The organism is Jeotgalibaca sp. A127 (genome assembly GCF_052266745.1).
Classification (GTDB): domain Bacteria; phylum Bacillota; class Bacilli; order Lactobacillales; family Aerococcaceae; genus Jeotgalibaca.
In genome coordinates, this window is the sequence record NZ_JBQPRC010000003.1 from 24501 (window position 1) to 37665 (window position 13165).

The window sequence follows — 13165 nt, forward strand, 5'->3', positions numbered from 1 at the left end:
CTACGCTTTTTTATAAAATGGTTTTTCTACAACTTGTGCTGGGACGTTTTTGTTACGAACAGCAATTTGAATGTGTGTACCAATTTGGCTGTGTTCAGTTTTGACCAATGCCATCCCGATACCTTTTTGTAAAGTTGGGGATTGTGTACCGGATGTAACGATGCCTATTTCTTCGCCTGTTTCGGAAAGGACTTTGTAATCATGGCGGGGAATGCCACGTTCCAACATTTCAAATCCGACTATTTTATGAGTCGTTCCTTCTTCACGTTGGCGTTTCAATGCTTCTTGTCCCAAAAAAGGCATTTGTTTTTTTGTTTTAACTGCAAAACCAACACCCGCCATAATTGGGGAAATATTTTCGCTTAAATCTTGCCCATATAGGGGCAAGCCAGCTTCCAGACGTAAAGTATCGCGGGAGCCCAAGCCACAAGGTGTTGTCCCAATCTCCAACAATGCCCGCCAAACTGCCTCAGTATCTTCAGCAGGTATATATAATTCAAAACCATCTTCACCTGTATAACCGGTTCGAGAAATCATAATATTATTGACATCAGAAACCGTCACTTGTTGATTGAATTTATGACGTCCAATGGTTGCTAAATCAAAATCCGTTAATTTTTGTAGAGATTCTTCAGCTTTTGGTCCCTGTATTGCTATTAGACCGATATGTTGAGAGATATTATCAAGCTCAGTGTCTTCAGTATTTTTGTGATCTAGCATCCACTTCCAAACTTTATTTGTGTTGGATGCATTACAGACAACCCAGAATTTTTCACTATTAAAACGGTAAATCATGACGTCATCAACCGCTCCGCCGTTTTCCGTACAAAAAACGTTATATTGAACAGAATCGTCCGTCATTCGCGAAACATTGTTGGAAACCAAACTATTCAAATAGGACTCCGCATTTGGACCCGTCACTAAAATCTCGCCCATATGAGAACAGTCGAAAATCCCCACAGATTCACGAACTGCTTGGTGCTCTTTCATAATTCCGCTGAATTGAATCGGCATTGCCCATCCACCAAAATCAACGAGCTTTATTTTTTGTTCTTGATAAAACCCGAATAGCGGTGTTTGCTTTAATTCACCCACAACCTCACTCCTTTTTCTCATGTTACTGTCATTTTAGCATAATGGATTAAATAAGCACTATCCATATGGTGACAATCTTCTATTGCGACTTTCGTAAAATACTGTAAAATACGTAAGTAAGAAAACACTAAAAAAACAATGAGAATTAAGCATATAGTGTTAGCATTGCATTCCCTATCACTTTTTCAATATCTATACGATTTATTTTGAAAACTCTTTTTAAAACCATTGATAAATATAGAAAAATTGTTTTTGGGAATGATTAAAATTTACGGAGGAGATCCTATGAAAAAAGTACTTGTTGCCAACCGTGGTGAAATTGCGATACGTATTTTCCGTGCTTTGACTGAACTCGAAATAGCTACAGTCGGAATTTACGCGCAAGAAGATGAAGGATCCGTTCACCGCTTTAAGGCAGATGAGGCCTATTTGGTTGGTAAAGGCAAAAAACCAATTGATGCTTATTTAGACATCGAAGGCATTATTACAATTGCAAAAGAAGCTGGTGCGGACGCCATCCATCCAGGATATGGTTTTCTTTCAGAAAATATCCACTTTGCGAGACGTTGTCAGGAAGAAGGCATTAAATTTATTGGACCTACATTGCACCATTTAGATATCTTTGGAGATAAAATTAAAGCAAAAACAGCTGCCATTGCGGCTGGCATTCAATCTATCCCAGGTTCAGATGGCCCTGTATCGAACGTTGACGAAGTATTAGCTTTTGCTGATCAACATGGTTATCCCATTATCATGAAGGCTGCTTTAGGTGGTGGTGGCCGCGGCATGCGAGTGGCGCGGAATGTGGAAGAAGCTGTTGAAGGATTTAAGAGAGCTCGGAGCGAAGCCTTGTCAGCGTTTGGAAATGATGAACTTTATGTGGAACGCTACATTCAAAATCCTAAACATATTGAAGTCCAAATTTTGGGTGATGAACATGGCAATTGCGTTCATCTATATGAACGGGATTGTTCAGTTCAAAGGCGCCACCAAAAAGTTGTCGAAGTCGCCCCTTGCATTAACATGCCTGATTATTTACGTGAGCAAATCTGTCAAGCAGCATTACGTTTGATGCAACATGTTGGTTATGTTAACGCCGGAACGGTAGAGTTCTTGGTCGAAGGTGAGCGCTTCTACTTTATTGAAGTAAATCCGCGCGTACAAGTTGAACATACGATTACAGAAATGATCACAGGTGTTGATATCGTGCAAGCACAAATCGAAATTGCGCGCGGGAAAAAACTGCATGAAGATATTGGTATTCCTCAACAAGCGGATATCCCTTTGATAGGTGCGGCAATCCAATGTCGTATTACCACGGAAGATCCTTTGAATAATTTCTTCCCAGATACGGGGAAAATCAATACCTATCGTTCGCCAGGTGGGTTTGGAATTCGTCTGGATGCGGGAAATGGATTCCAGGGAACTGTTGTTTCACCTTTCTTTGATTCTTTACTAGTAAAGATTTGCGTTCAAGGTCCTGATTTCGATCATGCCATTAAAAAAATGACACGATCATTAACGGAATTTAGAATTCGGGGAGTAAAAACAAATATTCCATTTCTGAAGAATGTCATTCAACATCCGGAATTTATTTCGGGCGATGCTAAGACGACCTTCATCGATGAGACGCCTGAACTATTTGTTTTCCCTGAAACATTAAACCGCGGGAATAAAATGCTTGCCTACTTAGGCAACATTACTGTAAACGGGTTCCCAGGGATTGCACGAGGAACGAAGAAATTTTATGAGAAGCCGCGTCTTCCGCAACATTTAGATTTGCCAGAAAAGCAATTAGTGACAGCAAAAATGGTGTTGGATAAACAAGGCCCTGAAGCAGTCAGTCAATGGATTAAAGATCAAAAAAACGTGCTATTGACAGATACAACTTTTCGGGATGCTCACCAAAGTTTATTGGCGACACGTGTCCGTACCCATGATTTGCTAAACATTGCCGAAGCTACACAAGAAGGCATGCCACAACTATTTTCGAATGAATTATGGGGAGGAGCTACTTTTGATGTGGCTTATCGCTTCTTGAATGAAGACCCGTGGGAGCGTCTGCGTAAATTGCGCCAGAAAATGCCTAATACGCTATTCCAGATGCTCTTTCGTGGTTCAAATGCTGTTGGTTATCAAAACTATCCTGACAACGCCTTACAACGTTTCATTGAAGGTGCAGCTGAAAATGGAATTGATGTCTTCCGCTTGTTTGATAGCTTAAACTGGACAGACCAAATCGAAAAAAGTATTCAGTATGTTCGGGATGTCAATAAAATTGCCGAAGCAGCCATTTGTTACACCGGTGATTTAAATGACCCCAAACAAGCGAAATATACAATTGATTATTATAAACAAATGGCTAAAGAATTTGAGAACATGGGTGCTCATATCATTGCCATTAAAGATATGGCGGGATTGTTAAAACCCCAAGCTGCCTATCGTTTGGTCAGCGAATTGAAGGATACTGTTTCACTTCCTATCCATCTTCACACACATGATACAAGTGGAAATGGAATCTTTACGTTAAGTGAGGCAATCAAGGCCGGTGTGGATATTGTTGACGTTGCACAAAGTGCCATGAGTGGAACAACAAGTCAGCCTTCTATGAGTAGTCTGTATTTCGCTTTAGAAGGAACTGAGCATGCTCCTGATTTAAATATCGAAAATGTTCAGAAAATCAACCGCTATTGGGAAGATGTCAGGGCTTATTACGAGGACTTTGAAACGGGTATTCATACCACTTCCACAGAAGTTTACCACCACCAAATGCCGGGTGGTCAATATACCAATCTCCAACAACAGGCAAAATCGGTGGGTCTTGAGGAAAGTTGGGATACTGTTAAAGACATGTATGCCACTGTAAACAAAATGTTCGGTGACATCGTTAAGGTAACCCCTTCTTCTAAGGTAGTTGGCGACATGGCATTGTTCATGGTTCAAAACAAATTAACAGAGGACGACGTCTATGAACGCGGGCGTGATTTCGATTACCCACAATCCGTCGTAAATTTCTTTAAGGGTGATTTAGGTCAGCCAACTGGTGGTTTTCCAGAAGAACTCCAAAAAATTATTCTTAAGGGTGAGGAACCGTTAACAGTTAGACCCGGCAGCTTAAGAGATCCAATTGATTTTGAGGCTTTAAAAATGGAATTGTCTGATAAAATCAAGCGGGATTCTTCAGAAGAAGATTTATTAGGATACTTGATGTATCCAGAAATATTCTTAGGCTACGCAGAAAACTTCAATCAGTTTGGTGATGTTACTAAATTGGATACACCTAGCTTCTTCCATGGTATGCGGACAGGTGAACAAATTGAAGTGGTTATTGAAAAAGGTAAAACACTGATTATTAAACTTAACCAAATCGGTGAGCCAGATTCTGAGGGTGTCCGTGTTCTTTATTTCGAATTGAACGGTCAAGGTCGTGAAATCGAAGTGAAGGATGCAAGTATCACTGCAACTACTGCCATTCGCAAAAAAGCTGAACCAACTAACAAAGAACATGTCGGGGCTTCAATGCCAGGTTCCGTGCTGGAAGTCCTGGTCAAAAAAGGCGATCGGGTTTCTAAAGGAAATCCGGTTGTTGTCACAGAAGCGATGAAGATGGAGACGACTATTCGTTCGAACATCAACGGTGTTGTCGACCAAATTTATGTGGTTGACGGTGACCGAATCGATGCAGGCGATTTGTTGATTGAAATTGATTCAAAATAAAAAAATGCGAACTTCAAGGGATTTATCTCCTGAAGTTCGCATTTTTCATTGTTCCCAAATAGGATTTAATGAGATGCTTTCTTGAATCATTTTATTGTGTTCTCTTTTTTCAAGGTTAATTTTACGACGCATATCATAATCGCTACAAATTGCGATTTCTTCATCCGATTCTGGCACCAACTTTGGCATGATAAAATCAGGATTGTCGCGGTCCTGTATAACATAAGTTAAAAAAGAATAAGCTGCCAAACGTTTTTCAAAAGTTTTTAAATCTGTTGCAACCAATTTTGTAAAAACCTCAACCGAAGATTTACCTGCCCCTGATACAAAAGCCTCTACATATATTTGCTCGGATTTGTGGACGGGACTTAAAAAAGTTAAATTATCTACCGTTGCAGTAAAAGATGGTTTTCGCAAAAATTTATAAACCGTTCCTCCTCCGGCACTATCAAAATGTGCCATTATATCCCCACCATAGTAGGTATCTTTATCATTTAAGTGTCGGTTTACTACAATTTCTGAACGGACTGTCCGCGTTTCATTACATGTACGCGTCGGTTGTTGAGACATTCTCTTTCCTCCCAGTTTTTAATAAATATCTATATTAAGATATTATCATAATAACCCATCTGGAGCAGTAATGAGTTCAATAAAATGATCCGTCATGTTGGCAGTATAGCCCCAAAGAGAATGACCGTTCAATTGGTAAAACGGGATTAGATGCTCCCCAGCTTTAAATCGATAGTCCCTTCCATTAGGAATCAAGTGATATGGGAAATCCTCTGGATGCTCCATCAAGAGTTTGGTAGCGTAGTAAGTCGGACGATGATCAATTAAGTACCGGACTGGAACCGTAAAGAGCGAGGCAACTTCTTCATTGAAATTAATTTCTTCAAAATCTAAATCTAATTTACTCACGAAACAATGAATGACCGCATACTCATTAACAATATAGTCAATTTCGCCCATAACATGTATGCATTCCCGTGTCACATTCAGTTCTTCCATGGTTTCGCGAATAGCTGCTTCCTGGAAATTTTCTCCTTCTTCTACTGCACCACCTGGAAATGACGTTTCCCCTGGTTGAGAAATCTTTTTGCTCCTTACTTCATACAAAATATGCCACTCGCCGTCACGCTGGATCAGGGGTAGCATGACGGAAAACTTACGTTTTTTCCCGAGCGGCTCACTCGAATGACGGTTTATTATCTCTTCAATTTTATCGATCATACTACCACCTCTTTTCTTTGTATCCTTATTTTATCAGATAAATGAATATATTTCAAATTCGAAATAATTTGTTTCACATTTTCTGAGCGTGTTGATAAAAAATTTTTTTTATAATTTCCATGGAAAAAACATAGAGGATTAAGAGTCCGCCCAACATGAGTAGTATTGACAATGGGATAGGTTGAAGGCTGAAGACCTTTGCGAGAGGTGTATAAAGAAGTATTAGCGTAAATATACCAAGAAACACCGAAAAAAATGCCAGCATCTTACCAGGTTTGCTCAAATAGAAAGGTTTTTTGGTTCGCATTACCATCAAGGTTACAAGTTCGGTAAATATTGAAAAGACAAACCATCCACTTTGGAATTGACCTTGGGATTCTCGAAAAATAGTGAAAAGGAGGAAAGTTGTAACATAATCAAAAACTGAACTTAGTAGCCCGAACGTCAGCATGAAATTCCTGATAAAACGCATGTCCCATTTTTGTGGTGATTTAAGTACGTCATTATCAACGTTATCACTGGATAACGCCAGAGCGGGAAAATCCGTCATAAAATTCAGTAATAAAATTTGTTTAGTCAAAAGTGGAAAGAAAGGCAAAATCATGGAAATACCAGCGACACTGAACATATTTCCAAAATTGGCACTCGTCGTTACCCATATATACTTCAGCGTATTACTAAAAGTCGTCCGCCCTTCTTCAATCCCTCGACTCAAGACCGCCAAACTTTTTTGCATCAATACAATATCCGCTAACTCTTTCGCCACATCCACAGCATTATCAACTGTTATGCTGACATCAGCTGCATGAAGTGCTGTTACATCATTAATACCATCGCCCATATAACCCACCACATGGCCTTTTTTCTTCAATGCTATAATAATCCGTTCCTTTTGATTTGGATCGACTTCTGCAAAAACTGTCGTTTCCTCAATTTTTTTCCATAAAACTTCATCACTCATGACGGCTAATTCTTTTCCAGTAATAATACCTGTTACTTTGAGTCCCACGGTTTCAGCGGTATGCAACGCGATGAATTTATTATCTCCCGTAATAATCCTTACTCCAACGCCTTTACGCTTTAATTCTGCGAGTGTAGTTGCTGAATCAACTTTTGGTGGATCATAAAAGAGAAGAAAACCCGTGAATATCATGTCTCTTTCATCCGAAACAGAAAGTGAGGCTGGGAAACTACCCGCCTTATAAGCTAATCCAAGCACTCTGATACCTTGATCGCTCCAGTCTTTATAACGTTTTTCAATGGCAGCAGTCAAAACAGCATCTTTTACCTGTATCTTGCCCTCAACGGTAACATACTTACTGACTTCTAAGACACTGCTGAACGCTCCCTTGGTCACTAAACTGGAAATGCCGTCTTCCCGGTATAAAACACTCACCCGACGACGGGTGAAGTCAAAACTAATTTCATCTAGTTTTTCCACATTTTCGATATTGATTTTGCGAGAATTATGAATAATTTCGTCTAAATTGTTCTTCATCCCTTTTTGCAAAGTGGCATTTAAGTAAGCGAGCCGAAAAACCTCTTCAGACTCTTCCCCCTTCCAATCAACAGCACCTGATAATTGGAGATCACCTTCTGTCAATGTTCCGGTTTTATCCGTACATAATGTATCCATACTTCCAAAATTTTCGATTGAATTAAGACGGCGGATAATAACGCCATTTTTTGCCATCACTCTCGCACCAGATGATAACGTAATACTCGTTATAGCAGGCAATAATTGTGGGGTAATGCCAACTGCCAATGCTACCGAGAAAAGCAAAGCATCTATTGCTGGTTTACTTAATAAAACATTAATGGCAAATACTACTAAAGTTAAAATCAACATAATTTGACTTAAGAGGTAACCAAAATGGCGCACCCCTCGTTCGAATTCAGTTTCCGGCATGAGCGCTGTTAATTGTTCGGCAATATTGCCATATTCGGTGCGCGATCCAGACTCCATGACCACCATCAAACCTGTCCCAATGAAGACACTTGTTCCCATAAATACACAATTTGATCTTTCTTCTAGGGAGCTATCCCTTTCTACAAGATTCGCGTGTTTTTCAGAAGCCATCGATTCTCCAGTTAGAACGGATTGATTTACAAATAAATCATCGCTAACCAAAATAAGTCCATCAGCCGGAATTAAACTACCAGTAGAAAGTTGAATAATATCACCCGGAACAATGTACTGCGAAGCTATATCAACAAAGGAACCATCTCTTTTTACTGAACATTTCACCTGTACATTGGATTTCAGCTTTTCTATGGCTTGATTGGCGCTATACTCTTGATAAAAACTCAAAATAGCACTGATTAAGACAATTAACAGAATGATTTGGGCATCAAACCAATCACCCGTTAACCCTGAAACTATGGTCGCGAAGAGGAGAATCAAAATGATTGGGTTTTTGAACTGATTCAAGAAAGCACGAAAAGTTGAATATTTTTCTTTTGTTTTCAGCGCATTTTCTCCATAAATGTTTAACCTTTTAGCAGCTTCTGTTGAACTTAAGCCTTCCATGCCAGATTGCACTGCTTCCAAAGCCTCTGGCAAGGGAATACTCCAGTACGACACCATTTTAGGTTCCATTCTAATCGCCCCTATTTTTTTAGATACCTCACTAAAATAACTCTTTCTGCGATTAGTATAGTCCATTCTGTTTAAAGATGAAATGAAAAAGGTAAATAAAAATAAGCAGCTGAAACCAAACTAGTTGGTTTCATGCTGCTCTATCTTTATTCGATTGTGATGCTGATAACGGCTTCTTGTTGTAATTCCAGATTAATTTTATCTCCGGCTTGTAAAAACGGCAAAGCTTTGTTCAGGCTGACCGGGACAGTGTAAATATCTGCGTCATTTCCTTCCAGTGTTAGGTAATAAACAGTTTCACCCTTTACAACCACTGCCTGAATTAAGTTAACAGTGCCATCGACGGTGGCTATTTCGCCTTCCAAGATCGGATCCTCATCTGTAATAATGACTTCTCCTCCGTTATAAGCTTGCCATGCTAGTTGCAAGGAGTTGCCAATCCCTACACGTTGATAATTTAATGCATCCACGAAAGCATATAATTTAATCAAGCCGGCAGAATCCTTCAAGGATAGTTGATAGACAGGTTTTCCGTTCATATTAAAGAGTAATGGGAATGTACTTGTATAATCCTTTTCCTGGACAGAACCTTCCGCACTATCCATCGCACTCCATTCAGTCGCAGTACTGATGTTGTAACGATTTGATTCTTTTGTTCGGGAGTTGACTAATACAAATCCAATATTAGATTCATCAGATGCAACCGAAGTCAGTCCGGTATAAAGGTACAAATCATCTTCGATTACAATATAGTTGTAGCCTTCAGCATTTTGAATGACACCTCGTTTTGTGATCATACTATTCCAGAAACCACTTTGATACTGGCCATTGTAGTTAATCTGATCCATTATCATATCCGCTGGGAAAATCCGATCTGCCCATCCTGGGATATCTTCCAATTTATAGCGTGTGATTTCACCAGTAACAGCATCCACGATAAAGGCTCCAACAACATCTTTTGGCCCCAAGAAACTGAATTGACGTTTAACGATCGGAGCAACATAGAATGGATGCCCTTCTTCGTCAATTTCAAAAACGGGATGTTCGAACAAGGTTGTGGGATGTTGCAAGAAAATATGACGCGTAATGTCATCATTCAAAAAGCCTGAATGAGAGTAACGAATATTTTCGTCGGGATTAATTAAATCAGCTTCACCCGTAACCATATCTACCATGACATAATGAGGAATCCCTTCACTACGGTTACTAAACCAGCGCCACACATTTACATATTCAAGAGGGGAAACACGAACGGAATCTCCATTGTAAACAATTTGGGTAAATTCATCAGAGACATTGAATTGCGAAACCAAATCCAATACTTCCCCGATTTTACGACTTCCCAAACGTTCCGCCATATCGCGGTCTATGGTTGGAATCTCACTTGGATTCGTTACTACCACATCTTCAGCGAAATCTCCCTCTTGATGTGTAATAAGGTCGGCGTAACTTCTTGAACGAAAAATTGGCAAACCGATAATCAATCCAATAATCAACGCCAGGATTCCAAAACCTATGATGGTGCCATTAACCTTTAGTAATTTTGCATCTTTTCGCGCATCAAGTAAATACGACAACCCAGCACTAGCCACGAAGTAAAGTAGAAAATTAAACCAAAATTCTAAAGATTGAAACGTTAATGGTGTCAAGGAAAAATACCAATAAACCATGAGAATAATCAAGGGCAAACCATAAGAGATTGCCAGATTCTTCCATCCTTTAATCATAATAAAACCTCCTCCAGTCTTTCTGAATTTATTATACCATTCCTTCATGTCCTAATTGTAAGACCAAAGGATGAATATTTAATACGCTTCTCACAGCAAAGCTCATCATTTTTCCAGTAAGTCTCAAGCAATAGTCCAACAGAAAATCCGCTGCAATAACCACCACCTAGTTAGTGCGGCGATTAGCGTGGTTAAAACGTACGAACGCCGCACTTGAGCTACTAAGTGCGGCGTTCAGGATATAGATGGTTGCGGAAAGCCGCATTTTTCTATTAAATGCGGCTCTGTGAGAATAAAATAATTCTAAACGCCGCACTTTTTAGAAAAATGCGGCGTTCAGGATTATATGGACTGCCGGAACGCCGCACCTTTTCTTCGATACTCAGCCAAAAAAATCAAAAACACCTTTCAAACCAAGTTGAAAGGTGTTTTTGATTTAGGCTTCGTTTTGAGCCACTATTGGTTGTTCCACAAAAACTTCTGATTCTTCTTCCTCTGCAATACCGAAGCGACCTTTGATTTTATCAATTATCAAGGCAATTGCGTTGTCACCAGAAACATTACACGCTGTACCAAAGCTGTCTTGTGTTAGGTACAAAGCAATCATCAAACTCGCCAATGGTCCATTTGAAGCAATACCAATAAGTGGTAGGAATGGGAGAGCACTCATAACTGCCCCACCCGGAGCTCCTGGAGCTGCAACCATACTGATACCTAGGATCATAATGAATGGTGCAATTATTGTGAATCCAATTTCCATGTTGTTCATCATCAGAATAGCCGTTGAAAAAGCAACCAGGGAAACCATACTTCCAGAAAGATGAATCGTTGCACCTAATGGTACTACAAATTCACGTATACTCTTTGAAACGCCATTCTTTTCAGCAACTTTGACGTTAATCGGAATCGTTGTCGCAGAGGATTGTGTCCCCGCAGCAGTCAACCATCCCGGAATTTGATTTTTCAAATATGGAAATGGATTGGTTTTTGTTACCGCACCAGCTACACCAAATTGGAAGATCAAGATCAAGAAATGCATTGCGAAAATGATTAAATAGACGCGCCAGAAGATACTCAATACTCGCCATACTTCACCCGTATAACTCATCAACGAAAATGTTGCAGCAATGTAATAAGGTAATAAGGGGATTATCGTTTTCTCTAGAGCCATTTGAATGATGTATTGGAAACCATTGAAAAAGTCTCCCATCATATCGCCAATTTTACTTGTTTTCTCATTTCCACGTAAAGCAGAAATTCCTAACCCCATCATAAATGCAAATACCAACGCTGACGTCACATCCAACAATGGTTCCAGTGGAATCGTAAATAACGGTGCCACTGTTTCCGTATTCCCATTCATTATAGCTGCAGTTGCGGCCTCATTAATGAAAGTAGGGAAAATTAAGCGTGATACGGTGTAAGAAAATGTTCCAGAAATCAACGTAAAACTATAAGCTAAACTTAACGTTAATCCCAGTAATTTCCCTGCTCCAGATTTTAGTTCCCCAATTCCAGCTGTTACAAAGGCAACAATCATAAGTGGAATAATAAATGAGATATATGCTGACACAAAGGAACTAAATGTTACAAAAATACCCATGATGGATTCGGATACGAAGGACCCTAATACAATACCTGATATAATACCAATAATCAATTTGGGAACTAAGCCAAGCTTTTTCTTCTCCATAATACATCCTCCGTTTAAATTAAAATTAGATTAAAACATGCTCCTTATCATACAGAGTCAGATTGCCTTTGTCAATCATTATTTAAAACAAAAAAACACAGATTACTCAATTCTGTGTTTTATTTATTATATTTGTTTTGTTCAACCATTGTATTGCGTTCCCAAAATACTTGATTGCGGTATCCTTGAATATTAGCATCCTCATTTGCCATTTCCAATCGTTTTTCTGTCCAAATACAGTATCTTTCATTCTGCTCTATCCCTATATATTTTCTGCCCAGTTTTTTGGCCACTACACTGGTCGTGCCCGATCCCAAAAATGGGTCCAAAACGATATCTCCCGGGTTGGAACTGGCTAATATAAGCTTAGCTATTAATTTTTCAGATTTTTGAGTGGGATGGGCTGTATTTTCTGTCATGGACCAAAAAGGAATAGTAATATCATCCCAAAAATTTGACGGGTGGGTATCGCGGAAATTCCCTTCCCTCGTTTCTTCCCAATCTTTGGGAATGCCATTCGTTGTATAAGGAGCCCAAACTTTTTTCCTTACCTTTACATCATTGACATTAAAAGTATATTTTTCACCTTTGGTACAAAACCAAATGTCTTCCATTCCATTTTTCCAATTAGAATGTGATCCGCGCCCTTTTTCACGTTGCCAAGTGATGCGATTTTTGATATTTAAATGATTGGCTAGTATCGGGCCGATGATTAAACTCGATTGCCAATCACAGCATACATATAAACTCCCGTTTTCTTTCAAAACAGGCAACAAAGACATTAGCCATTTTTCAGTATAGTCTTGATAATCTTTCGTTTTTTGTTTAGGAAAATGATGACCATGATAGTTTTTTGCTAAATTATAAGGAGGGTCAACGATAATTAAATCGACGCTTTCTTTGGGAAGTAAAGGCAATACCTCGAAGGTATCTCCAATAATAGTCTGGTTTAAGATTTGTTCTTTAGTTGGTGGTTCCGTTATCCTGGAACAACGTGATAAATAGGCTTGGCCTTCTTCTATTTTCGTAGCTAATGTTTTATTACGCTTCGATTTTTCAGCTTTTTCCAATGCAATCACCCACCTTCCCTTCTATTATATAACG

8 protein-coding genes are annotated in these 13165 nt (G+C 39.3%); 1 reads left to right on the forward strand and 7 read right to left on the reverse strand.

Annotated elements, in window-relative coordinates; translation table 11 throughout:
- Entirely contained in the window at positions 1–1095 is a 1095-nt protein-coding gene (gcvT, locus tag ACTVAI_RS04195; RefSeq protein WP_443472881.1) for a glycine cleavage system aminomethyltransferase GcvT, read from the reverse strand.
- A 285-nt stretch (positions 1096–1380) separates the two neighbouring features.
- On the opposite strand from gcvT, the gene ACTVAI_RS04200 reads away from it, so the two are divergent.
- A complete protein-coding gene (locus tag ACTVAI_RS04200) occupies positions 1381–4812 on the forward strand; it encodes a pyruvate carboxylase (protein WP_443472880.1) in 3432 nt (1143 codons plus the stop codon).
- 45 nt (positions 4813–4857) lie between these two features.
- Here ACTVAI_RS04200 and ACTVAI_RS04205 read toward each other — a convergent pair whose 3' ends face one another.
- From ACTVAI_RS04205 to ACTVAI_RS04230, 6 genes are all read right to left on the reverse strand, one after another.
- Positions 4858–5382: an acyl-CoA thioesterase gene (locus ACTVAI_RS04205; RefSeq protein WP_443472879.1), complete on the reverse strand. Its 525-nt coding sequence runs from the start codon at positions 5380–5382 to the stop codon at positions 4858–4860.
- A 45-nt stretch (positions 5383–5427) separates the two neighbouring features.
- Positions 5428–6042: an NUDIX hydrolase gene (locus ACTVAI_RS04210; protein ID WP_443472878.1), complete on the reverse strand. Its 615-nt coding sequence runs from the start codon at positions 6040–6042 to the stop codon at positions 5428–5430.
- A 73-nt stretch (positions 6043–6115) separates the two neighbouring features.
- Positions 6116–8641, reverse strand: a complete 2526-nt coding sequence (mgtA, locus tag ACTVAI_RS04215; RefSeq protein WP_443485954.1) for a magnesium-translocating P-type ATPase — start codon at positions 8639–8641, stop codon at positions 6116–6118.
- A 146-nt stretch (positions 8642–8787) separates the two neighbouring features.
- Entirely contained in the window at positions 8788–10368 is a 1581-nt protein-coding gene (locus ACTVAI_RS04220; RefSeq protein WP_443472876.1) for a hypothetical protein, read from the reverse strand.
- Positions 10369–10804: 436 nt separating this feature from the next.
- Positions 10805–12061, reverse strand: a complete 1257-nt coding sequence (locus ACTVAI_RS04225; protein ID WP_443485955.1) for a dicarboxylate/amino acid:cation symporter — start codon at positions 12059–12061, stop codon at positions 10805–10807.
- A gap of 119 nt (positions 12062–12180) precedes the next feature.
- Positions 12181–13140: a DNA-methyltransferase gene (locus tag ACTVAI_RS04230; RefSeq protein WP_443485956.1), complete on the reverse strand. Its 960-nt coding sequence runs from the start codon at positions 13138–13140 to the stop codon at positions 12181–12183.
- Positions 13141–13165 lie beyond the last annotated feature (25 nt).